Below are 24,736 nucleotides of genomic sequence, written 5' to 3'. Positions count from 1 at the left end.
CTTATTAATTAACCAATGATTCAAGAAACGAGGCCGATGGTGCGAATAGTGAATGCCCTGTGACCGCACGAGTATATTTCAGAAGGTGATCGGTATGACCATGACCATCGCCCTCGATCATACTTTCCAGCATCAGTGTAAAATTCTCCGGTGTACGGCAGTAACTAGCGAAAAGTAAGCCGCACGTCTGAGTATCACCGTAGGGCATACTGTGTCTGAGTATTTCGATGGAGTTACCATCGGCATCTTTCAGAGAAGTCCTTTTGGTATGCGCTGTGAGGGCTTTTTCCGATGATGGGTACTCAATGTTATCCGCTTTAGTTCGCCCGACAGTATCTTCCTGCAGTTTTGTAGGCTGAGCGTTCCAGAATGGCATATTGTGCTCGTAGCGTTGGATATGAATATAAGAACCGCCACTAAATTGGGCATCCTCTTCACCTACAACAGCCACACTGACTCGGTTATCCCCTTCCGGGTTTTCTGTGCCATCGACAAAACCAGTAAGATCGCGCGAATCCAGATATCTAAAACCTTCGACTTCTTCCACCAACGTTACCGCATCAGCTAGCTCTTCTCGAAGCTTCTGCGCAACTAAAAAGTTAAGGTCTTTCCCTTGAGATCGAATATGGAAAAACAGATCTACAGGTGTATTAGGTGCAATGTTTTCGCCATTTTCAAAATTTGGAAATGGCTTTAGAGCACTCGGTTCAGGTCCAATCTGCAATTGAGACCAGTAGTGGCTACCGATCGCTGCTACGATATAAATCTCGCCATCTGGATGGCTTTGGTTAAATTCACGCTCAAGGCCAGGTACTTTTGCTAATAGCTGTTTTACCCTGCTTAACGCATCAGCTGTTCGAGTTTGATTAAACGTCAGAAAAAGAGCAAACGGGCTTGCCTCTGCAATTACACCCTTTTGATACTGCACCATAACAATGTCCTCAAAATCCCCTCGATAATTACCATCAGAGTATAGAGGGATCTTGCCTCTGCCAACATTGATTTAAATTGATCGCTTCAATAGATCTTTTAAATAGTGCCTTAAAAATATTATGTGAGGGAATTTTCAGCAATATTCGAAGTCACACTTAAAACACGCTTTTAATCAACAGTAGTGAATGATGAGAAATAAATTCTTAGCGACAGCCTGCCTATGGCTTTTCAGCTCCTTAACGATTGCAGCCCCAAGCGCTGATCTTTGGGACTTTTGGCTTAAGCATGATCAATCTAGCACAGCCTCTATCGACCATTCGTCTTGGGACCGATACCTTGAACGCTATGTTAAGCCCTCCTCGGATGACATCAACTTAATCAACTATGCGGATGTATCTAAGGCTGATCGAACAGACCTTACAGCATATCTTCAACGTTTAGCTGCCATTAATATTCATCAATACAACCGTGCGGAACAGCAAGCTTATTGGATCAATTTATATAACGCGCTGACGGTCAATGTGATTCTCGACCATTACCCCGTAAAGTCGATTCGAGATATCGATATTTCGCCGGGATTTTTCAGCGATGGTCCGTGGAAAAAGCAACTGCTAGAAGTGAATGGAAAGCAAGTAAGCTTAGACGATATTGAACACCGTATTCTTCGCCCAATTTGGAAAGATCCACGCATCCACTATGCCGTAAACTGTGCATCAATCGGCTGCCCTAATCTTCAACCGCAAGCCTTTACCACAGACAATAGCGAGCAACTTCTAAATCAAGGCGCTAAGGATTATATAAACCACCCTCGAGGCGCACGTTTTGACGGTAATGACCTGCGCGTTTCCAGTATCTATAAGTGGTTTAAAGAGGATTTCGGCAACAACGAAAGTGAACTGATCGATCACCTAAAGCAATACGCCGATGCTGATCTAAAAGAGAAACTGAAACAAGCCAAAGAGGTTTCAGGCTATCACTACGACTGGAATCTTAATGAGATTGCTAGATAAATTTAGGACTTAGTCGCAATTGGACGAGCTGGATCTCTGATCCACTCGCTCCAAGAACCACTGTAAACCCGGCTACCACTCAATCCCGCAATTTCCATCGCCAACTGGTTGTGGCAAGCCGTAACACCGGACCCACACATGTGAACCACGGCTTCAATCGATTTATCACCTAACAGCTGTAACCACTCTTTACGAAGCTGAACTGCGGGCTTAAATTTACCCTCAGCTAAATTATCAGTCAGTGGACGGTTTAAAGCACTTGGAACATGACCAGCGATAGGATCGATTGGCTCCACTTCGCCTCTATAGCGTTCAGCTGCACGAGCATCAACAAGATAGATCGACTGCGCATCAAGTGCCTCTTCAACCTCGGCTACCGTCAAATTCTGATTTGGCAGTAACGAGAATGTATACGCAGTAGAAGCCGGTTGCGGAATATGATTATTTAACTGACCACCTAGCGATTGCCAAGCAGCGAGACCACCATCCAACACCGCTACCGCTTTATGCCCCACCAAACGTAACAACCACCAGCAACGCGCTGCCATCGCTCCAGCACAATCGTCATAAACAATGACTTGAGTGTTATTGTTCACTCCCGCCTGCGCTAAACGATCGACAAACCGCTCTAAATCAGGCAACGGATGACGTCCTGTTTCAAGCGTAATCGGTGACGATAGATCCTGATCAAGGTCGAGATAGATCGCCCCCGGGATATGCCCATCAAGGTAGGCATTTTTACCTGCCAAGGTATCCGCTAAGTTAAAACGACAATCAAAAACCACCCAATCGGATTCCGATATGTGATTCTGAAGCTCTTCTGCACTAATGATTGTCGTATACATATTTAACATAGGGAACCTGTGAATAAGTTTCATACTTTCTCAGTGGGCGATAAAACGACCAGATACGCGAAAGTCAGTGCAGCGAAATGTCTGGACCTTTTCAAGCTGACTGACAAAGTAGATGGTCGTTTTAGAACCCACCCTGCGGGGCCTACAGAGCAACTGAATCACTTTGTTAATGATTTTCGACAGGCAACCAGCATGCCTGTAATCATTGCCTCGTGCTTCAATTGCTCTGTAAGCCTGAGTCGTATAGAACTTGTTAGCAGGTTCCTAAGCCTTTTAGATTTATAGGTAAGCCGCTAGCTCTTCTTGAAGTAGATCAAGCTCGTTCTGAGCTTTCTGCTTCTGCTTTTTCTTTAAGCCTTCAACCTGAGCCGTTTTCTCAGCAATAACAGATTGTGCAGCAGCAGCTTTATCGTCCGCTTGCTCAACTTGCTCAAGCAGAGGCTTAAGCTGCATCAAAATACCGCGACGACGGCCTTCTTCAGCACGTGCGATCTCTTCTGCAGATTTCTCTTTTTTCTTTTTAACTTCCGTTTTAGCTTCTGCAACGTAAGTTAGTGGACGAATACCAGCCGCAATACGCGCTTTATCCATCAAAGGAGAAGTAATCTCACGAGCTTTAACGGCACCCTTTTGCAGAACCTCTTCCACTTCACCAAGATCGTTCATCAATTCATTGTAACGAGCACGCGGAGCAGACAGTTTTGCATCTAGGAACTCAAATAGTTCTTTCTTCGCATCGCCCCAACCGATACCGTTTTCGAACTGCTGGCGCATTGCAGTTGCTTCATTTTCATTAGCAAAGCAGTTGTATAGCTGGAAAATTGTGCTGTTATCAGCATCTTTAGGCTCGCCCGGCTCGCGCGTATCCGTTTTGATCTGCTTAATCAGCTTGTATAGCTCATCAGCAGAAGCGAACAATGGAATCGTATTGTCGTAGCTCTTCGACATCTTACGACCATCCAGACCCGGAATTAGCTGAGTCTGCTCATCCACTACCGCTTCTGGCAATGTGAATAGGTTTTCGTAAGTGTGGTTGAAACGACCCGCCATATCACGTGCCATTTCAATATGCTGAATCTGGTCTTTACCTACTGGGATAAGATCAGCATTAAACATCAAGATGTCAGCCGCCATCAGGATTGGGTAGCTAAACAATCCCATTGTGATGCCATCATCCAGATCGCTGCTACCCGCATCGCGGTTAGCATCAACAGAAGCTTTGTAAGCGTGAGCACGGTTCATCAGACCTTTAGAACACATGCAGGTAAGAATCCACGTTAGTTCCGTGATCTCAGGGATATCTGTTTGGCGGTAGAACGTCGCTTTATCCGTATCTAAGCCTAGCGCCAACCAAGTCGCTGCAATCTCACGAGTGGATTGAGCAACACGCTCTGGATCGTGGCACTTAATTAATGCGTGGAAATCAGCTAGGAAATAGCAGTTGTTGTACTCACCTGTCTGACTCATTTCGATGGCAGGCTTAATCGCACCCAAGTAATTACCAATGTGAGGTGTACCTGTAGTGGTTATACCCGTCAGAACAGTTTTCTTATCCATTATTCACGTCTCTAATCTGCATGCAGCTGCCCGCTTAAAAATATGGCAACTCAATATAGGTCACTAATTTAATGGCGGTTATAATACCGAAAAAACGTGGAGGTTGCCCCCATAACCCTCACTATTCCTTTGCTGATTCTTGTATCCACCCAATGTCGAGATGACAGCACTGACAGGTTAGGGCTTAATAGGCCTACAACAATAACAATACTGAGAATTTTATGACTGATTCTATCGCTTCCTGGGTTACTTTATCCGCTCTATTTGCCAGTGCTGGCTGGTACATTTTTCAAAGCCCTGAGCGTAATCTCAATGCAATTGTAATGTGTATAATGTCAGGCATTCTGTGTCTGTTCGGCGGTTTCCTGATTTCGGGTCTGTTGATGAAGCTAACGGGCTCATTTGAAAACCCTCTAATTCCAGCACTACTTGTCTGCTTTGGCACGGCGATCTGTATAGTTGCTCATACCCTTTATAAAAAGCGCGCGGCATCATAAAGGCTTTTAACTAAATACCTAAAAGGCCATATTAAAAATGGCCTTTTTTGTATCTACAGACAGGGTTATTATCTATACACTTTATTACTGCAAAGATAGATTTTTCCTATGCTGATTGTCGTATCACCTGCCAAAACTCTGGATTATGAAACTGCCCCTGTCACTGAAACATACAGCCAACCAGAGTTTCTTGATCATTCACAACTTCTAATTAATGAGCTGAAAAAGCATTCTGTTCAAGATATTGCTCAGATGATGAAGTTAAGCGACAAACTGGCCAGTTTAAATGTTGCCCGCTATGAATCTTGGACATCTGAGTTCAACACAGACAACGCTAAACAAGCAGTTCTGGCCTTTAAAGGAGATGTATACACAGGGTTAGATGCTGAAACTTTATCGGAAGATGACCTAGCTTTTGCACAGAATCACTTACGTATCCTTTCAGGTCTTTATGGCGTGTTAAAACCGTTAGATTTAATGCAGCCCTATCGATTAGAGATGGGCACCAAGCTCACAAATAGCCGCGGTAAAAACCTATACGAATTTTGGGGAACTCAAATTTGTGAACGATTGAATGAAGAACTTGCTGAGCATAAAGAGCAGGTACTAATCAATCTAGCTTCGAATGAGTACTACAAAGCAGCCAAAGAGAAAAACATCTCCGCGCGTATCATCACGCCAGCGTTTAAAGACTGGAAAAATGGTCAATATAAGATGATCAGCTTCTACGCTAAAAAAGCTCGAGGTTTGATGACCCGCTACATTATTCAAAACAAAATCGAAAACCCTGAAGACTTAAAAGGGTTTGATCTCGAAGGTTACCGTTTCGCTGAGAGTATGTCCGAAGGCGACACTTGGACATTCATCCGCGATCATGAAGAGTAAAACCCTCTTCGCTTACCCCAGATACAAAAAAGCCAAAGCAATATGCTTTGGCTTTTTTAATGGTGAGATATCAGCTTAGTTTTGCTCGATACCCACGATAAACCAATCTGCATTTTCTTTAGTCATATCACGTGCCAAGTGCCACGTTTCATTAAACTCAGTCGCTTCAGAGGCATTCTCTTTCAACCAACCGTAGAAGTTAATGCTCACAATTACCTCATCTTCTTGAGTGATGAAGTTAGCTAGCTCAGACATGACCGATACAACTTCTGTTGCCTGATCAGCAGGTGACTTAGCACGCTCTTGTTGTAGGACATTCAACAACTCTTCTGATGTATAAGTGCGAATTTCATCCCAGTCCGAACGATCCCAAGCCTTTTGCAGATTTACAAAGTGCTCACGGGAACCTTCCAAGAATGCTTCTTTATTGAACCAAGAAGGAATCTCGATCTCAGCAGAGTCACCCCAACCGGAGTCGTAAGCAGGCATAGGTTTAAACTCCTGCACGTTCTCAGTTTGAGCTTCACGCTGCATTGGCTGCGGCTGCTGTTCTGGTGTATAAGGCTGGCCTTGCCCATGACCACCTTGAGTAGCGTAATCCGGACGCTGCGCCTGTTTTCGCATCGAGAAGATTTTGTAAACAATAAAGATCACCGCAGCGATCAGAATCAGATCCATAAACTGCAGACCTTCAAACGCCCCACCGAATAGCAACGCGCCAAAAATACCACCCGCCAACAAACCAGCCATCAAACCACCAAAACCTCTTTTCTTAGGTGCTGTTGCTGCATTGGTTGTTTTATCAGCTTGCTTTTGTTGTTGCTGCTGTTGAGCAGGCTTAGATTTTTTAGGTGAAGAAAAGCTTTTACCAAATGAAGAACCACCACCGAAGCGTTTAGCTTCAGCTGTTTCAGCGATAGGAAGCGAAATCAAAAATACCGCCATTAAAGTAACCAAAAAAGTCCGCATTGTTTCTCCTAAATAACTAGCTTTTACCGGTAACCGTACCGGCAACTACAGCGAGATAAATCCCTGTGAATATTAAAGCGATACCCCATAAATGAAAAGCCTGAACCTGCTCTGCGAGGAAAATCACCGACAATATAATTCCCCACATTGGCACTTGGTGAATAAATAATCCAGCTTTATGAGCACCGAGCTTTTCAACACCATAATTCCAGAATAAGTACGCCAAGATAGAAGGGAAAATGGCTAAATAGGAGATCAGTAATATCAGATCCATATCCCAGTGAATCTGCAAAGCTCGCTCTGTTTCCAACAACGACAGAGGTACTAAAATAATCACCCCTACGGTTAAAGAAACCGAGAAGAACGCAAAACCACTCATCTCTCTCGGTTTCCAACGCAACGCCAAGCTATAACAAGCCCAAACAAACATTGCGAGTAGCACCCAAAGGTCGCCACGATTGAAGTTAAGCGACATTAAAGCCTCAGGGTCACCTTTACTGATCAAAGCTAAAACACCCAGTAACGAAAGCAATACACCTAACCATTGCCGCACTGTCGTCGACTCACGAAGCACTACTGTGCTGATACAGAGAATCATGATCGGCATTGAGGATTGCATCAAAGTCCCATTCATAGCAGTCGTTGTTTGCAAGCCGATATAAGCCAAGGTATTGAAACCTGCGACACTCAAGGCTCCGAACAGTATTAGCCTAGGCCAATACTGTCGAATCACATCGCGATGCTTATAAATTGCTGGGATAGCAAAAGGTAATAAAATAACGAACGCTAATGACCAACGAATCAACGCTAGAGTAATCGGAGGGATATCAACAGAAAAAGCACGCGCTAAAACAAAGTTACCCGCCCAAAAAAGCGTGGTAAGCGTCAACAGTAGATAAGCCAAATATGACCTCGAAAGCCTTATTTATTCTTCTGCAAAAAACGCGAAAGTAGACTGTTACTCGCATCATTGCCCGTAATAATATAATGCAGGACATTATAATTATTTACAGTCCATTGCATACGGCGATTGGATTTATTTAAACCACAAATAAGGACTTCATCGCCCTCTTGTAGCTCATCTAACTCGCCAGGCAACATATCGATAAAATCCCCACGCTTTAACATCAGAGGAAAGGCATGTAGATTTTTCTTACGATTGTGAGGATCTTTAAAGAATAAAGAGAGCGTCAAATCGAAGCCCTGCCTCTTTGCTTCCATAAAAGCGGGTGTTTCTTTCTCACCTACGGTATAAGCCCAGCTATCTAACTCCCTGTCCCCTACAACGCTACTCATACGATTAATCAAAGTATGCGCCCATACATCATCAAATTTATTCTGCATCTCTTCGATAAATATAGGCACTAACGGAGATTTAACATGTGCAAGGATACGGTTTGCGATAATACGCCCCGGCTCCATAATAAAATCGGCACGGCTATTTTTGAAAACCAAGCTATTGGCGTGGATGTTTTGCCTAACCACAGTCAGGAGTTTAGGATTCAATTCTCGAGCGGTCATCATGATAGACAGGTTATCTGCATCATTATTGGTACCCGCAACGATACCCACCGCATCCATTATCCCCGCTTCCATTAACGTAACCGCTTCCGTGCCAACACCGGTCACTTGATGAGGAAGGTCTTTTATTTTTTCGGCATCAATATCTAAAACCGTCAGTTCGACATCACTTTCGTCAAAATCCCGGTACAAAGCTCGACCAAAGCGACCATGTCCACAGATAATCCAACGCCCTTTAGTACGTTGATATACGCTGGACAGCGGTCGATGGAATGGATTGTGAATCCAGTCATACACCAGATGCATATACGGAGCATGAGCAGCCAAAGAAAGATACTGAGCGTAGGTCCGGAACGGATCCACCACTAGGTCAGTACCAAAAGAGTTTAGGTTGGCGGAGGTAATATCAGATTCGGTACGACTGATCACCATTCGCTCTGGGTTAAGCAATTTACTGGCAATCGCAATAGACAGATTGACCTGATCTTGATTCGTTAACGCCATCACCCCTATACATTTAGGATGCTGAAGACCCGCTCCATCTAAGACATCAGGGAGTGAGGCATCTGCACAGAGTGCAGAAACAGAGATAGGTAACTCATCCATCTCTAACGCATCTATTTTGTCTTGATTGATATCGACTACAACCACACGAATGTCACGTCGTACTAGCTGTTGAACAACAACACTCCCCGTCACACCGTAGCCACAGATCAGATAGAAAGGTTCGTTCATCTGCCGAACATCTGCAGTAAAGGAACGTCTACGCATCATGCGCCCAAATACAGGCTCTTGTATCAAGGCCAGCGTCGTACCTATGCCGTATAACCAAGCGATTACCGTGGCGTAGATACACAAGAGCGTCCACATACGCTGAGCAGAGGTAAATTCATAAGGAATTTCACCAAAGCCGATGGTCGATCCCATAAAAGACACAAAATAAACCGCATGGAAGAAATCCATTCGGTAAACATTACCCTGATCATCCTCCCCAGGTATAAGTACAAATCCAAGTACTGAGATGGAGTAAACAACAATCAAAGTAATTAACGGCACCCTTAAGCGCCGTAAGAATAGATAGATAACGTTATTCATAAAGAATAATCGCTCAGTGCTTATCGACGCAGCATGGCAGTTTCAACTACCAACAAAATAACCGAGATAACATTGGCTAAGAGCGCGCCTGCACTTAGAGAAACAACGCTGGACATATTAGATGGGTCCATTCCGATACCGCTAATCTGCTCTGCGTAACCCCAAATCCCTGCAGCGACGATTAGCTGCAGGTCTGCAACTAATGAGGTGGCTAGCATCAGTGCGCCTAGATGCGTACGGTCACCAAATTTAATAACTGTACAGATCATGCTGACAACCAATGCAGCAAAAAACTCGTAAACGTTATGGTGAGCTGGGTTTTCTATATCCCCTAGAAAGAAGCCAAAGTTGAGCGTCAATGCCAACACAATAAAAAACGCAAAAATCACTTTTTCCTTGTTCATCGCTTCCTTCAACTCCTGAACTTTTTTAACGAAGATCTGGATTGTAACACCCACGCTTACTAATTCCATTGAGTTGGATTAAGGAACCCTAACCGTTATGCTTTGTCACAACATAACATTTTGGTGTTTTTACGATTTAAGGCTTATTTTTATGCTAACTCTTTCCATGCCACGGCTAGTTGTTTTTGCTGGTCTATTGTCTGCAGTTTTATCCACATCAGTATTCGCAGACGTCGAAAAAAGTCCCAACGATCCAAATGTGTATCGCAGCCTAACCTTAGATAATCAGCTGCGCGTTTTATTGATCTCGAACCCTAAAAGTGACAAAGCGGCTGCCTCGATGAATGTAGCTGTGGGCTCTAGCGCTAACCCTAAAGATCGCGCGGGTCTAGCTCATTATCTAGAACACATGCTCTTCCTAGGCACCGAAAAATACCCAGCAGCGGATGAATATCAGAGTTTCATCCGTTCTCACGGTGGTGGTCATAACGCTTATACATCGATGGAAAACACCAACTATTTCTTTGATGTCACAGCTGAAAATTTAGAACCTGCTTTAGATCGCTTTGCCCAGTTCTTTATTGCGCCGCTCTTTGATGAAAAATACGTAGATCGTGAGCGCCATGCTGTTCACTCAGAATATCAATCAAAGATTAAAGATGATTACCGCCGTAGCTATGCCGTAACAAAATCTTTAATGAACCAGCAAAATAGCCACAACTGGTTTGCCGTGGGTAGTTTAGAAACCCTAGCCAATACTCCCGAGCGCCCAATTCGTAAAGAGTTAATCGAATTTTATCAACGCTATTATTCTGCCAATCTGATGGCACTTGCCGTACAAGGTAGAGAGCCTCTAGACCAATTAGAGCAGATGGTAAGAGAGAAATTCAGCGCGGTTAAAAACTACGATACTAAAGCGTTTGAAACCAAAACCTCTCTGTTTAATCCGAAGCAACTACCGCAGTTGGTTAAGATCAAAAGCGTAAAAGATATCCGCTCACTTACGCTAACCTTCCCTACTATTGAAACTCGCAGTCATTGGGAAAGCAAGCCGCTGTATTACATCAGCAACCTGATCGGCTATGAAGGCAAAGGCAGCTTACTTTCTCTACTGAAAGAGAAAGGCTTGGCAACATCCCTTTCTGCTTCGCAAGGTCATGATTTGAATAACCAAGCTAGCTTTATGGTGAGCATGCGCCTAACCGAACAAGGCCTTGAGCAATACCAGCAAGTTATCCAATTGGTATTCCAGTATGTTGAATTGCTAAAACAGAGCGGTATTCAAAAAGCGCTATTTGATGAAGAGAAACAACTGAGCAACATCCGTTTCACCTTTCAAGAGCAATCAGAACCCATCCACATGGTGAGCGGCTTAACAAGACAGATGCAATTTTTCCCAACGGAGAAAGTCATCTCTGCGAACTACACCTTTAATGAGTTTAAACCTGAGCTGATTCAGCAATATCTGGATAAGATTAAACCAGAGAATATGCTGGTAACCATTAAAGCGCGTGATGTTCAAGGCAACCAAACAGAACCTGACTACAAAGTACCTTTTGAAGTTTCTCAGTTTAGCGAGGAAGCACTGAAAAGCTTCGCCGCTAAAGCGATTGATCCGAAATTAACTGTTCGCAGTACTAACCCATTTATTGCCCAAGACTTAGATCTTCTAGCAGCCGAAACTAAACAAGCACCTTATCTACTCCAAGATAAACAAGGTTTCGAACATTGGCATTTAACCGATGTCCGCTTTAATGTACCGAAAGCAAATGCCTATTTCACACTACAAACCCCATATGCCAATACCAGCGCTAAAAACTGGGTAATGAATAGCCTCTTCACTGAGATGCTGCAAGAGCAACTCAATGAAACACTCTACGATGCTTATCTAGCTGGTCTAGGCACGAATATTTACCCACATATGAAGGGCTTTACGGTTCGCTTATCTGGTTACAACGACAAATTAGATCTACTAACAAAAGATGTAGTCGCTGCTATCAATAAACCGGATCTACCAAAAGAACGTTTTGAGATCCTTAAGCAGAAATATCTAGATAACTTAGCGAACCAGCTAAATGATAAGCCGTACAATCAAACGACGAGCCGTCTGTATGAATTGCTTTTACCTCAATGGAGTAATGCAGAAGAGCGCAGTGAAGCAGAAAAGCTAACGGTTAAAGATCTGGCCGCTTATGCAGCTAAATTGCAGGAAACGCCGGATATTAAACTACTCACACATGGTAATTTAAGCGCAGCAGATGCAGAAACTGTCGCTTCACTAATCAAAGATAGCCTATGGCAATCAGGCGCTACGGAGGTAGCACCTGTTCAGGTAGTTCAAGTACCGCGCCAGCAGCAACTGACAGATAAGTTAGTGATTGATCATGATGACTCGGCAATCTCTGTTTTGCTACAAGGCAATAACAACAGCAATAAAGAGAAAGCTGAATTCTCTGTATTGAGCGAAATATTATCCGCGCCTTTCTACAATCAGCTACGCACAGAAAAACAGCTAGGTTACATCGTCTTCGGTACGCCTCTGCAAATGCACAAAACACCGGGTATCGCATTTATCGTGCAATCCCCTGTGGCAGACGGCAAAACACTGGTAAAAGAAATTGATCAGTTCTTAATGCAATCGAGTAGTTTGATTTCTCAACTAAATCAGGAAGAGCTGAACAAATTTAAACGTAGTGTTATTTCAAGAATCACTAAACAGGATAAAAAACTATCCAGTCGTACCAAGCGATTCTGGCGAGAACTAGATTGGGGTGAAACAGAGTTTGATACGCGCCAAAAACTAGCAGAAGCGGTAGATAAAGTAACCTTAGACGATCTATCCAAACGCTACGCGGGTTTGTTTGATCGCCGTTTAACGGTTTTAAGTACAGGCAAGAAGTTTGAACGCCCTGCAACTGAGCCGATGAAATTAACTCAGGTGTTTAAGCAACGTAGAGATCAGGGCGTTTTCACTCCTGATAACTGATAGGGTTTGATGAACAAGAGCATGGCTATTGATCAGGATTGATAGCCGTGCGCTTTTTCGCTTTTTCTTGTTCTAATTCCAACTGTTTTTGCTTTTGTGCTTCTATCGGTCGGAAATAGACTGAATCTTTTACTTCTGGCTCAACCAACTCTTCACAGCCTTGTCCTAAGATAAGGCATCGCGCTTTCTTCTCATCCTTACCTATCTGAACAAAGATCTTGTCCTCACCTTTTAATGGTGGTTTTTTCGGTTTGCCTACCGGTACTTCATTAACTAGAGGCGGAACATAAGGAATTACGACAGGTTCAGGCAGATTACTTGGCAGATCTTTAGGCTGGACCTCTTTCATCCGTTCTTTATCGAAGGTACCCCTTCGCCAATCTTTATAGGCCGTTTCACCATCTACCGTGCCATAGTAATAGCCTTTAGGTGAGGTGATATCGTATTCGATAGGCAGTTCGACCTCTTCCTCCGCACTAATGGCGCAAGAAAAAAGGAAAAGACCGAGAACAGCCGATCTAGTAAGCATCGTCAAAAGCATCTTCCATAGGATAAATAGCCTCAGCGTATACAGCCAATTCTTCCAAAATGTGACGTTTATTATCATCCATTTCAGGCTGACCATAGAGCTCATTCAATCGCTGATAGAATGCATCCATAGTCAAATGACCACCTTCGCCCTTTAACAATTTACGACGACGGTAATCTTCCCATTGCATCTGTTCCTCCTGGGTTAACACAGAGCTGCAATTACGCGCTTTATAGCGTAGCAACATCTCTTCGAGCCTAGGATCTTGGAATGGTAGATCCAGCTCAGCTAACTCCATAGGGCCCGTTTGCCGAATTTGATCCATGGATTTACGATCTGATGGCGTAAAAAAACCACCACTGTATAGCATCATATCGGGATCGCTTTCCGCCTCAAAAGGGCTCTCACTATAGATATCGGCAATTTTCTGCGACAGACCAGTAAAACTTCGTAACATCTGCAAATGCGTTCGGCAAACATCACCATCAATCTGCAAACGAGCCGCTTCCTCAGTATTCAACATGCCGGCAGGCGCTATGATCGGGCACTTATTGATATGCACCTGCTTTAACGCAATTTTCGGGTCTGCGTCAGTGAGTTCTGAATGTTTTGTATAAAGTAAGCGTCTCAGCTCTTCGACTGGCAATTGCATCAGAGGTTCTGGATTCACACGCAGATCCCACACTAACACCCCATTTTTATTCACAGGGTGTGTCGCTAATGGTGCCACAATAGCAGCATTACCATGCTCAACCGGATAGCGAGAAGAAACATGCAACACAGGCTTATGACTTTGTGGGTCTAAGAGAATTTGAATGGATTGCTTATTACGGTTATTTAGCACGTAATTAAATAACTTAGGCTGCTTTTCCCGAACCAGTTTCGCCATCTCAATCGTGGCGTACACATCTGATAAAGCATCATGGGCATGCCCATGGTCGATACCATTAGCTACCGTTAAATCTTCTAGCCTTAGACTTGGTGAGCCATCTTCATATTTAGGCCAAGTAATCCCTTCAGGACGTAGGGATCGAGTTAATCGCAACATATCGATAATATCCCAACGGGAACAACCGTTTTGCCACTCTCTGGAATAGGGATCAAAGAAGTTACGATACAAACCGTATCGGGTTACTTCATCATCAAATCGAATACTGTTGTAGCCCACACCACATGTGCCAGGGCGAGCAAGTTGCTCATGAATCTGTGCAAAGAAATCCGCTTCACACACACCCTCTTCTATCGCTTTTTGCGGTGTAATCCCTGTAATCAGACACGCTTCCGGGTGAGGGAGCTGATCCTCACTTGGTTTGCAATAGAACATCACCGGCTCTTCGATGATATTTAGCTGATCATCGGTACGAATACCCGCAAACTGGACCGGCCAGTCGCGTTTTGGATCTGCGCCAAAAGTTTCATAGTCATGCCAAAAGAATGTTAAAGGCGCATTTGCCATAAATTATCCTTGCCAAAAGGGTAAATCTGATAGATATAATGTGGGTATTAGCTATATATATTAAAAGAATAGCCAATAGAACGCTCTGTATTTCAGATTAACATTTCAATGTTAAGGGTTCACCCATGTCTCATAATCAGGATGTAATGAACAAAGTTTGCCCCTGTGGTTCCAATAAACCTTTTGATTACTGCTGTAAACCTATCGTACAAGGGCAAAAACCTGCACCAACAGCGGAAGCATTGATGCGATCCCGCTACACAGCATTCGCGCTGGGTGCTATCGATTATCTAATCAATACCACTGCGCCGGAAAACCGAGGCGAAGACGATGCCGAAATTTTGGCTGACCAAGTTAAATACACTAACTGGACAGGTCTAACAATTTTAGACACCAATCAAGGTAACCGATCTGACGAAACGGGAATGGTTGAGTTCGAAGCCAATTTCGAAACAGATGATCAAAGTGGCACTTTGTATGAGAAATCGAACTTCCGCAAAGATGATGGTTTCTGGTTCTACGTTGATGGTGATGTAGAAGTTAGAACTTAGTTAGAAGGTATTTTTTCAGCTGTCGAAAAGGGCTCAGTTAGCAAAGTTTGTTTTTATCTGCGCCCTTTCTCAAAGACCTTCTATTTCTTAGACTTAGCAACAACCGTTAACTGTTTAACGGTCTGGGTTTGTCTTCCCTTTTGTAACAGTCTCTCAAAAAAACTCACATTGCTAGCACATTATCTTAATGTCAACGCTGTCAGACACCGAATTCTCAGGTAGAATATTGGCCCTTAAAGGTAGCGCGTTCCATCATATATACGCGTAGCCGTAGAAGTACAGGTCACTATGCTAGCAAGATTTTTAAAGCCCAATTGGCAACATGCCAAGCCCGAAAAACGGATCAAAGCGATTACAAAGCTTCGCGAAACTGATGCCGATGCTCAAACTATCCTATCGCAGCTAGCACTGAAGGATGAGGATGAAACAGTACGCTTAACTGCTACTGAAAAACTCTCCGACCTTAACTTATTAATCCAGATCAGCCAGAACGACAGTTCTAGCAATATCCAACAATTAGCTCTACATCGGATTAGCCAGATTCTACTGAGCCAAGAAGAGACACCGCTTCAGGAAGAAAAAAGCTCGGCGCTAGCTTATATTACTGATGGCGACCTACTGACTCACATTGCGCTGAATAGCCAAAACGAACAACTTCGCGAGCAAGCCGTCATTCAAGTTACTGACGATCATGACCTTGTCCTTATTGCTGAGAAAAGTCAACGCGCTAGTTTGCGCGTCTTAGCGGCTGGACAAATAAGTAATGAAGATATTCTTGAGCAACTCCAAAAGGCAGCGCGCAATAAAGATAAAGGCGTCGTTAAAGTTACGAAAGAAAAGCTTCAAGTCATTCGTGAACGACAAAAGCAAGAGCAGGCTCAACAAGACGCAATCCAGAAACAATTAGCTTCTCTTCAACAACTTGCAGCAACTGAATATTTCCCGCTGTATTCCGCAAAGATGACCGCTATTGAAGCGGACTGGGAAAAACTTAGCTCTTCGACAAATGCAGAACAACAAGAGCTTTTCCAAGAAAACCTAAAACTTTGTTCTGAACAGATCCAGAAGCATGCTGCAGAACAGCAGGCTCAACAAGAGAAAGCCGCTCAGCTTGAGAAGCAAAAAGCTCAAAGCCACGCTGTTTATTCTGAAGTGTGCATTCTTAAAGAACAAAGCACCTCATTACCTGCAGATCAGGAAAAGCTAAAAACATTCCAATCTCGTTTGGAATCGCTTTGTGCTGATTGGACAGCAGTGAAGCAATACAGCAGTAAAGATGAGCAGTCTAGTTTCGATAAAATCACCGCTCAGTTAAAAAACTTACTGGTTTCTTATTTTCATCTGCTTGAAGCCGAAGAAAAAATCAAAGCTCTGTGCACAGTTTTAAATGGTTCATCTGAGATTGAGCCATTAAACAAGGCCGCACAAGAAGCAACTCAACTCATTAACAAATTTAGCTGGCCTAAATTGCAAGAGAAGCCTACTTCCCTAGCACAACTAGAAGAAGGGTTAGCTACCGCTAAGTTACGTCTAGATGCCGATAATAATCACGCACTACAGCTACAAAAAGAACTTAGTGATGTCTTAGACGGCCTGAAATCTGCTATTTCATCTGGCGAAATACGCTCAGCAGATAAACAAATTAAAAAAGCGGAACAGCTAAGCAAACGCTTAAACGGCAACCTAACGCCAGAGCTTGAACAACGTATCAAAGCACTTGGAGCCGAGCTACAAGAGATTAGAGATTGGCAGGCTTATGCCGTCGCACCGAAAAAAGAATCCCTATGTGAAGAGATGGAAGCGCTCAGCCAATCCAATCTTCCTGTACAAGATTTAGCGACCCAAGTTCGCAGAATCCAAAAAGAGTGGAAACTGCTAGATGCAACCGACTCTGTTCACTCTCAACAGCTGTGGAAACGCTTCAAAAAAGCCTCTGACGCTGCGTATGCGCCTTGTGACCAGCACTTTGCCCAGCAGCGAGATATCCGTAAGAGCAATTTAGAAAAGCGCCAGCGGATCCTAGAAGAGCTAAAAAGCTTACAAGAGCCTCAAGAAGAAACAGTCGAAAGCTGGAAAGACTATAGTCATCAGATTCACCAAGCGAAAACAGAATGGCGAAACCACTCTCCCGTTGATCGCGCTCCAGGTAAAAAACTGCAAGTTCAGTTCGATCAATTACTAAAAGAGCTAGATGCGCCACTAAAAGAGATTCGACAAGCGAACGCCAAAGAAAAGCAAAGTTTAATCACTGAAACAGAGCAACTGCTGCAAGCAACAAATCTGCACGATGCTACAGAGCAAGTTAAAGAGCTTCAAAAGGCTTGGAAACTAATTGGCCCTGCTCCACGCAATCAGGAAAGAAAACTTTGGAATCAATTCAGAGAAAACTGCAGTCAAGTTTTTGAAATGTATTTCGCTGATAAATCATCACCGAAAGAATGCGGCTCTCAGGCACAAAACAGTAATGCTTTAGAAAAGCAGTGCACTGAACTTGAACAGCTGATTGAAACCGGTGCCAGCCTCAATCATTTGCAAGAATTGCTTGCCTCTATGCAACAGCTTCTTCCGGTTGAGAACGAAACGCTATCTGAGCGTATAGAAAAAGCCATTAACTATGTGCAACGCCAAAAGCACGAGTTAAAACAATTTGAGTCTGAGCCATATCTAACGATTCAACGTAAGGCAGAGATCTGTGAACAGCTTGAACATGCTATTTTGGATGAGACGACAAGCGACTGCTTAGACTCACTACAAGAAGCTTGGGAACACGAACCTGCATCGCCTTCTAATACATCAGATATTGATCAGCGTTTTGCCGTTCTGCTATCTCTAATCTCTAATCCAGATCAAATGGATGAGATGATTAATACCCAAGAACAACGTTTGCGTCATTTATGTATTCGTTTGGAGATCGCCACATCTCAGCCTTCACCACCAGAAGATCAAGCGCTGCGTATGGAATATCAAATGGAGCGCTTACAACAAGCACTGGCTGAACAAAAACAGGGTTTTAATCTCAGCGAGATCAAACAGCTTGAACAAGAGTGGCTAGGTATTCCTTTTGCCGCTCATTTCGAAGAATTCAACGAACGCTTCGAAGAAAGACTACAGCAACTGCTGTAAACAGAGTAGAAACAAAAAAACCGCTAAAAAGCGGTTTTTTTTGTTTCTAAGCTATTCAGCTTTATGACATGTGCAATCCGCCATTCACCGACATATCCGCACCCGTAATATAACCAGAATGCTCGCCACACAAGAATGTACACATGTGACCAATCTCTTCAGGCGTACCAAAACGACCGACAGGGATACCAGCACAAATCTGATCTTGAATCTCTTGAGCGATCTTCGCCACCATTGCCGTTTTAATATAACCAGGCGACACCGTATTTACCGTCACACCTTTACGAGCAACCTCTTGAGCCAAGGCTTTAGTGAAGCCATGAATACCTGCTTTTGCTGCAGAATAGTTACACTGACCAAACTGACCTTTCTGAGCGTTTACGGAAGAGATATTGATGATACGGCCCCAGCCGCTATCAATCATGCCATTGATAACCAAACGAGTCATATGGAACATAGAATCAAGGTTAGCTGTTAACACCTCATCCCACTGCTCCCAACTCATCTTTTTAAACTGACCATCGCGTGTGATACCTGCGTTATTTACCAGAATATCAACAGAACCGCCCGTCAGCTCTTCAACTGTAGCAATACACTGTGCACATGACTCGGCATCAGTCACATCACCGTAAGCCACATCGATTTCATAACCTGCTGCTTTCTGCTCTGCTTGCCAAGCTTGAGCTTTTGAATGATCTCCACCGCTGTTGTAACCAGCAACTACTCGGAATCCACCATCAACCAATTCACGGCAAATTGATGTTCCTAAGCCACCTGTTCCACCTGTTACTAGGGCAATTTTCTGACCCATGTTACATCCCCTTTATACGCATTTGTGCTTTGTAGTAATTATTTATGGTCCATCATTTCCAAACTAAGAATACCAACCAGCTCGAGGCTTTAAATAAGGTATTTCATAAGTTGGTTATATATCGATCATAATCCGATCTCTTCAACGATAATAATATGACTTTGGTTGAAGAGTAATAAGGATAATCCAATACTATGAAATAAAAGTGACAAACCAGTACATCTGAGGAAGCTGACGCAACGCAACAATAATATTCACAATTTAATCTATAACGGCAAAAAACATGTATAGAACAAAAAACATCAGGAATAAAAAAACCGAAATAAAGAGATTATTTTCAGTAAGTTAAGAACACAGTTTAGATTAGTGATGGGAATTTATTTATCCGAAAGAAAAGCCATTAAGCCATTTGTTTTTTACTGCACCGCAACAACCATTAGCATAGTAAAACAGTTAACAGTTTTAACGGTTTAGAATGACGTAAACAGAAAGTTTAAGGGTAAACGCGTACTCAAGCGCCCGCAGCGGGCACAACATCCGACTCTTGTATCTCACAAATCCCCGATTCTGGATCACAAATCGGAAGGACAACAAGGTGATCGAATTCAATTTTTAACCCGATACGCTCACCTACATCATGGTCATGATGACACGCGGTAATACAAGGTACGATTTCGCCATTATCCAATTGAACTTGGTAAAGGTAATGAGAACCTCTAAACCACTTACTAACAATGAGTCCACTGATTTCACTGTCTTCTTGATGCTGGATATCATCAGGGCGGATTAACAACTCAACCTCAGTCCCTGGCGCATAGACTAACTTTTCGTCCCCGACCAAAACGCCTAGCGATGTCTCAACTGAATAAGCATCTTTGATACGTGCCTTAAGAAACTCTCCCAAACCGATAAAGTCAGCTACAAAGCGAGTTTTTGGTTCGTGATAAATATTAAAAGCCGTGCCCCACTGTTGAATCACACCTTGTTGCATTACGGCAATTTTATCTGCCATTGCAAAGGCTTCCATCTGATCGTGTGTTACCAGAATAGCGCTCATCTCTTCTTGCTTGAGGATATCTCGAATCTCAGGCACTAGCGTTTCACGTAGGTTAGCATCTAGACCAGAAAACGGTTCATCCAACAACAGAAGATCAGGCTTTGGTGCCATCGCACGCGCAAGCGCGATTCGTTGTTGCTGACCACCCGATAAGGAATGAGGATAGCGCTCCTCTATACCAGGCAAGCCTACAAGTTCAAGCAACTCTGATATACGGTCGGCCTTATCAGCTCTGCTCCAATTTTTGATACCAAATGCAATATTGTCCGCGATGCTCAAATGCGGGAACAACGCGATGTCTTGAAATACCATACCAATATTGCGTTGCTCTGTAGGCATACAGAATTGCGAAGTGGATAATTGCTGGCCCAACATGGAAATCTCGCCCGACTTAACCGGCTCAAACCCTGCGATTGATCTTAGAAGTGTAGATTTACCGCAGCCACTAGGCCCCAAGAGACAACCAATTTCACCCTTCTCTAATCCTAAAGACACATCATGCACAACCTCAACTGCACCATAAGCTAAGGTCACATCATTAATTAAAAGGTGTTTTGATTGGCTCATAACTTAGTTTCCTGCACGCCCTTTAGATATTGAGCGGCTTAGTAAAATCACCGGTAATAGACCTACTGCCACTATGAGTAGTGACGCTGGCGCTGCATCTATCAATCTTTCATCAGAGGCCAACTCAAACGCCCTAACAGCAAGCGTATTAAAGTTGAAAGGTCTTAAAATGATAGTTGCAGGTAATTCTTTTAAAACATCGACAAAAACAATAAGAAGCGCGGTTAACACCGAGCTACGCATCAAAGGTACATGTACCTGCTTTAGCACTTGAAAAGGCGTACAGCCTAGAGTCCTGGCTGCACCATCCAAACTTGGCTTAATCTTGCCTAAACCACTCTGGATCGAGCCCAGCGACACCGCTAAGAAACGAACAGTATAAGCAAATAATAACGCGACAATCGTTCCTGAAAGAATCAACCCTAAATCAATATCGAACCAATTTTTGGCAGCCGCGATTAGTTGGTGATCCATCCACGCAAATGGGATAATAACCCCTATAGCGATAATCGTTCCTGGTAGAGCATAGCCCATTCCTGCAGTAGCAATAGAGAAACGTACGCCTTTACTTGGCGTTAAGCGACCTGCATAGGCTAGCAATAGCGCAAAGCCTACAGCAATCAAGGCCGCTAAAAATGCCAAATAGAAAGAGTTCCAAGCTAACTCGACAAAATCACCATCCGATAGATCTGCCTGCGTAAAACTCCAATATCCAAGCAAACCTGCTGGAATAAGAAAACCAAATAGAACTGGAAATAAACAAACGACAAAAGCAACAAATGCCCTGCTGCCTTTGAGCTCGATTAACTTTGCCTTAGCTTTATATTCTGCTGAAGAGTGATACCGTGCTTTACGACGAGAATATTTTTCCACCAACACTAAGAGAGCTACGAATCCGAGTAGGAAAGCTGCTAACTGAGCAGCAGCAGCGGAGTCGCCAAAACCATAAAAGGTCCGAAAAATACCGGTGGTAAAGGTACTTACACCAAAATACTGCACGGTACCGTAATCAGCTAATGTTTCCATCAACGCCAAGGTTAAACCCGCAATAATCGCAGGACGTGCCAAAGGTAAAGCTAATTTGAATAGCCCTTGCCACTGGTTATAACCGAGAGTTCTACTGACTTCTAAAGTACTGGCAGACTGTTCAAGAAAGGCTGCACGGCTTAACAGATATACATACGGATACAACACTAAAGCCAGCATCACGATCGCTCCACCTAAAGAGCGAACTTCGAAAAACCAATATTCGCCGTAACCTAGTCCAGTGATATCTCTGATTAGGGTTTGCACTGGGCCAGCGTAATCTAACAAGCCTGTATAAGTGTAAGCAATGATATAAGCTGGGACAGCTAAAGGCAGCAGCAAAGCCCAAGCAAATAACTTGCGCCCAGGGAATTCGCAAACGCTTGTAAGCCAAGCAGTAGGGATACCTAAAAGAAGAACTCCAAACCCTACGCCGAGCATGAGTAGTAATGAATTACTGACGTAATCAGCTAAGACAGTGTTGTATAGATGAGAAAAAACATCTGCAGAGCCGTTAAAAACAAATCCAACGATCACAGCAATTGGCAGTAACAACAGAAAGGTCACGACGAAAGAACTTGTCGCAAGCCAATTTTGTCCAAATTGTTTGAATTTAACTGCAGGCATTCTTTTTCAAGGCTCTAAAAAAGCAGAAAACGCCTGTAAGACTTCTCTACAGGCGCTTAGGTCAAGCTATTCTATCACTTAATAAACAATTACTTGATAGTAAAATGGATCACTTCCAACCAGCGCGATCCATTAATTCAACTGCGCTACGGTTATTTTCTCCCAACTTGCTCAACACAATATCGTCAGCAGTAAACTCACCCAACCCAGCCAACGTATCAGAAACCTTAGCAGTCGTTACTACAGGATATTCATTATTCACTTCTGCATACCAAGCTTGAGACTGATCAGAAGCCATAAACTCCATTAGCTTCACTGCATTCTCAATGTTACGAGCATGCTTAGTCACACCAGCACCACTCACGTTCATATGAACACCACGGTCAGCTTGGTTTGGCCAAAATGCAGCCAATTTAGCACCCACTGCTTTTTTCTCAGCATTTTCGCTATTTAGCAAACGACCAAAATAGTAAGTATTTGCTAAGGCGATATCACATACGCCTGCTGCTGCAGCTTTAAGCTGATCTGTATCACCACCTGAAGGCGGCTTAGCAAAGTTTTTAACTAGACCTTTAGCCCAAGCTTCTGTTTTCTCTACGCCGATAGCATCGATCATAGAAGCAACTAGGGATTGGTTGTAAATATTGTTAGAAGAACGAACACAGATACGCCCTTTCCATTTTGGATCAGCTAGATCTTCATAAGTGGACAATTCTGAAGGATCAACTTTGCCTTTTACGTAAAAGATCGTTCTTGCACGCTGAGACATGCCATACCAATAACCATCAGCGTCTTTAAGACTTTGCGGGATCACTTTATTTAGAGTGTCGCTTCCAGAAACCTGCAGAACGCCTGCACTTTTAGCGCGGTGCAAACGACCAGCATCAACAGTAACAAATAGATCAGCAGGGCTTGCTTTACCTTCTACCTCAAGACGCTTTAGTAATGCATCAGCTTTACCTGTTACAAGGTTTACATTGATACCTGTTTCGTCTGTAAAACGATCTAGAAGTGGTTTAATCAAGGCTTCTTTACGGGCTGAATAAACATTTACAACACCAGCTTCTTGAGCAAAAGCAGATGTTGGTAATAAAGCGGATACAGTGACTGCAGCAACAGCACCAACAGAGGAAACAATCTTAGCTAAAGCATTTATCTTCATTGAAAAACCTCAACACTCAACAATACAAAACGTGTCTTAAAGTAAGAATAGAATCATAAACGATAACCGTTATCATTGATATATGTCTATTCAATTATCACTTGCTACTTTTGGCTTCGATATTCGCCTTAAGCGACTAAAGAGTGATTTAAACGGCTGAAAATAAAGATAGAGAACATTTTGTTCATTCGCCTGCTCTTTTCTGGAAATACCAAACTCTAGTTCCTGATCTCGTTCAGAATGAACCAAAGTACCTGTCCAGCGATCCCAAACCGCCAAGATAACCCCATAGTTTTTATCAAAATGTTTGGGCAAGGTTGAATGATGGATCTGATGTTGCGCAGGTGAGATCAACCACCGCTCGACTACATTCCAATAACCGATCGCTATTTGAGAATGACGTAAATTAGCTCCCAGCACATTAAAAAGAAAGGTCGTTACAACCACACCATAAAACATAAATAGATCAACACGATCACCGAACAGGAATGTAAAGATCGCGATTAAAAAACCTTGCACAAATATCGATCGAAACGAAAACAGTATTCCTTCAACCGGATGGGTACGGAATACAGTGATGGGGGTTAAGACCCGTGCCGAGTGATGCACTTTATGAAACTCCCACAAAAACGGTACTTCATGCAGCAGTTTATGCACAAAAAAACGGGAGAAGTCATTCAAGATAAAGTAACTGAATGTAAATAGTGCCGTTATCGTCCATAGTGGCCAGTCATTTCCGACAGATTGATAACCCCACCATTCATAGCACTTAAAAAATAGCCATTGAGACACCGTTATGTGCGTCAGTAGTAACGGCGCTATAAATACAAAAGCGAACTTGTTGATAACAAAGATAAGATAATCAGCTTTTGCTGATTGCGACCACCAAACTTTGGCGCTAAAGACAACCGAAATAGCTTTCCCTACAGAGACTCGTTTAGTTTGAGCCAACCAAACGACAGCAATAACGAGGGCTGCTAACAGATAACCCCAATACACGCGTTTTTTACTATCCGTAAAGTCCACTAGCACTGAATTATAGAATTCAGAAAAGATCTCAAGCATAGTCCCCTCTAATACAAAAAAAGCCAGCCCTGTTAGCAAGGCTGGCTTTCA

At 43.3% G+C, this 24,736-nt stretch carries 20 protein-coding genes; 6 read left to right on the top strand and 14 right to left on the bottom strand.

Annotation, left to right across the window (positions count from 1 at the left end):
• Window positions 1-4: 4 nt before the first annotated feature.
• Entirely contained in the window at window positions 5-931 is a 927-nt protein-coding gene (locus ACMXYV_RS03910; protein ID WP_415890465.1) for a Dyp-type peroxidase, read from the bottom strand.
• Window positions 932-1,121: 190 nt separating this feature from the next.
• On the opposite strand from ACMXYV_RS03910, the gene ACMXYV_RS03905 reads away from it, so the two are divergent.
• Window positions 1,122-1,943, top strand: coding sequence for a DUF547 domain-containing protein (locus ACMXYV_RS03905; RefSeq protein ID WP_415890464.1), 822 nt, complete (start codon window positions 1,122-1,124; stop codon window positions 1,941-1,943).
• 2 nt (window positions 1,944-1,945) lie between these two features.
• On the opposite strand, the gene ACMXYV_RS03900 is transcribed toward ACMXYV_RS03905, so the two are convergent.
• Together ACMXYV_RS03900 and ACMXYV_RS03895 are read right to left on the bottom strand one after the other, a co-directional pair.
• Window positions 1,946-2,797, bottom strand: a complete 852-nt coding sequence (locus ACMXYV_RS03900; protein WP_415890463.1) for a sulfurtransferase — start codon at window positions 2,795-2,797, stop codon at window positions 1,946-1,948.
• 279 nt (window positions 2,798-3,076) lie between these two features.
• Complete coding sequence (locus ACMXYV_RS03895; RefSeq protein WP_415890462.1) at window positions 3,077-4,354, bottom strand: tryptophan--tRNA ligase; 1,278 nt, start codon at window positions 4,352-4,354, stop codon at window positions 3,077-3,079.
• Window positions 4,355-4,575: 221 nt separating this feature from the next.
• Between ACMXYV_RS03895 and ACMXYV_RS03890 the strand changes: the two genes are divergently transcribed.
• Together ACMXYV_RS03890 and yaaA are read left to right on the top strand one after the other, a co-directional pair.
• Window positions 4,576-4,851, top strand: a complete 276-nt coding sequence (locus ACMXYV_RS03890; RefSeq protein ID WP_415890461.1) for a hypothetical protein — start codon at window positions 4,576-4,578, stop codon at window positions 4,849-4,851.
• 108 nt (window positions 4,852-4,959) lie between these two features.
• Window positions 4,960-5,736, top strand: coding sequence for a peroxide stress protein YaaA (yaaA, locus tag ACMXYV_RS03885; protein WP_415890460.1), 777 nt, complete (start codon window positions 4,960-4,962; stop codon window positions 5,734-5,736).
• A 75-nt stretch (window positions 5,737-5,811) separates the two neighbouring features.
• Here yaaA and ACMXYV_RS03880 read toward each other — a convergent pair whose 3' ends face one another.
• Genes ACMXYV_RS03880 through ACMXYV_RS03865 form a run of 4 tightly spaced genes read right to left on the bottom strand, consistent with a single transcriptional unit; the run spans window position 5,812 to window position 9,779 of the window.
• Entirely contained in the window at window positions 5,812-6,705 is an 894-nt protein-coding gene (locus tag ACMXYV_RS03880) for a Tim44 domain-containing protein (protein WP_415890459.1), read from the bottom strand.
• Window positions 6,706-6,721: 16 nt separating this feature from the next.
• Window positions 6,722-7,609: a DMT family transporter gene (locus tag ACMXYV_RS03875; protein ID WP_415890458.1), complete on the bottom strand. Its 888-nt coding sequence runs from the start codon at window positions 7,607-7,609 to the stop codon at window positions 6,722-6,724.
• Between the two features lie 17 nt (window positions 7,610-7,626).
• On the bottom strand, window positions 7,627-9,321 hold the full coding sequence (locus ACMXYV_RS03870) for an NAD-binding protein (protein ID WP_415890457.1): 1,695 nt from the start codon (window positions 9,319-9,321) through the stop codon (window positions 7,627-7,629).
• 20 nt (window positions 9,322-9,341) lie between these two features.
• A complete protein-coding gene (locus ACMXYV_RS03865; RefSeq protein WP_415883675.1) occupies window positions 9,342-9,779 on the bottom strand; it encodes a DUF6394 family protein in 438 nt (145 codons plus the stop codon).
• A 97-nt stretch (window positions 9,780-9,876) separates the two neighbouring features.
• Here ACMXYV_RS03865 and ACMXYV_RS03860 point away from each other — a divergent pair, with 97 nt between their 5' ends.
• Window positions 9,877-12,711: an insulinase family protein gene (locus ACMXYV_RS03860; RefSeq protein ID WP_415890456.1), complete on the top strand. Its 2,835-nt coding sequence runs from the start codon at window positions 9,877-9,879 to the stop codon at window positions 12,709-12,711.
• 25 nt (window positions 12,712-12,736) lie between these two features.
• Here the strand turns inward: ACMXYV_RS03860 and ACMXYV_RS03855 are convergent, their stop codons facing one another.
• A complete protein-coding gene (locus tag ACMXYV_RS03855) occupies window positions 12,737-13,240 on the bottom strand; it encodes a hypothetical protein (protein ID WP_415890455.1) in 504 nt (167 codons plus the stop codon).
• Entirely contained in the window at window positions 13,230-14,696 is a 1,467-nt protein-coding gene (gene sbcB / locus ACMXYV_RS03850) for an exodeoxyribonuclease I (protein WP_415890454.1), read from the bottom strand. Before sbcB ends, ACMXYV_RS03855 begins: the two co-directional genes overlap by 11 nt.
• 125 nt (window positions 14,697-14,821) lie before the next feature.
• On the opposite strand from sbcB, the gene ACMXYV_RS03845 reads away from it, so the two are divergent.
• Both ACMXYV_RS03845 and ACMXYV_RS03840 read left to right on the top strand, forming a co-directional pair.
• Window positions 14,822-15,247: a YchJ family protein gene (locus ACMXYV_RS03845; RefSeq protein WP_415887140.1), complete on the top strand. Its 426-nt coding sequence runs from the start codon at window positions 14,822-14,824 to the stop codon at window positions 15,245-15,247.
• Between the two features lie 288 nt (window positions 15,248-15,535).
• Window positions 15,536-18,370, top strand: a complete 2,835-nt coding sequence (locus ACMXYV_RS03840) for a DUF349 domain-containing protein (RefSeq protein WP_415890453.1) — start codon at window positions 15,536-15,538, stop codon at window positions 18,368-18,370.
• A gap of 61 nt (window positions 18,371-18,431) precedes the next feature.
• Here the strand turns inward: ACMXYV_RS03840 and phbB are convergent, their stop codons facing one another.
• The 5 genes from phbB to ACMXYV_RS03815 all read right to left on the bottom strand — a co-directional run bounded on the left by phbB (window position 18,432) and on the right by ACMXYV_RS03815 (window position 24,685).
• The gene (gene phbB, locus ACMXYV_RS03835; protein ID WP_415890452.1) at window positions 18,432-19,181 is read right to left on the bottom strand and encodes an acetoacetyl-CoA reductase; all 750 of its coding nucleotides are present in this window, start codon (window positions 19,179-19,181) and stop codon (window positions 18,432-18,434) included.
• Window positions 19,182-19,692: 511 nt separating this feature from the next.
• A complete protein-coding gene (locus ACMXYV_RS03830) occupies window positions 19,693-20,805 on the bottom strand; it encodes an ABC transporter ATP-binding protein (protein ID WP_415890451.1) in 1,113 nt (370 codons plus the stop codon).
• 3 nt (window positions 20,806-20,808) lie between these two features.
• Complete coding sequence (locus tag ACMXYV_RS03825) at window positions 20,809-22,458, bottom strand: ABC transporter permease (RefSeq protein ID WP_415890450.1); 1,650 nt, start codon at window positions 22,456-22,458, stop codon at window positions 20,809-20,811.
• A gap of 109 nt (window positions 22,459-22,567) precedes the next feature.
• Window positions 22,568-23,620: a Fe(3+) ABC transporter substrate-binding protein gene (locus ACMXYV_RS03820; RefSeq protein WP_415890449.1), complete on the bottom strand. Its 1,053-nt coding sequence runs from the start codon at window positions 23,618-23,620 to the stop codon at window positions 22,568-22,570.
• A gap of 90 nt (window positions 23,621-23,710) precedes the next feature.
• Window positions 23,711-24,685, bottom strand: coding sequence for a sterol desaturase family protein (locus tag ACMXYV_RS03815; RefSeq protein WP_415890448.1), 975 nt, complete (start codon window positions 24,683-24,685; stop codon window positions 23,711-23,713).
• Window positions 24,686-24,736: the final 51 nt, after the last annotated feature.

Source organism: Neptuniibacter sp. SY11_33 (assembly GCF_047778025.1).
Taxonomy (GTDB): domain Bacteria; phylum Pseudomonadota; class Gammaproteobacteria; order Pseudomonadales; family Balneatricaceae; genus Neptuniibacter.
The sequence above is the reverse complement of the archived record's forward strand: the minus strand, read 5'-3'. Positions and strand labels throughout refer to the sequence as shown.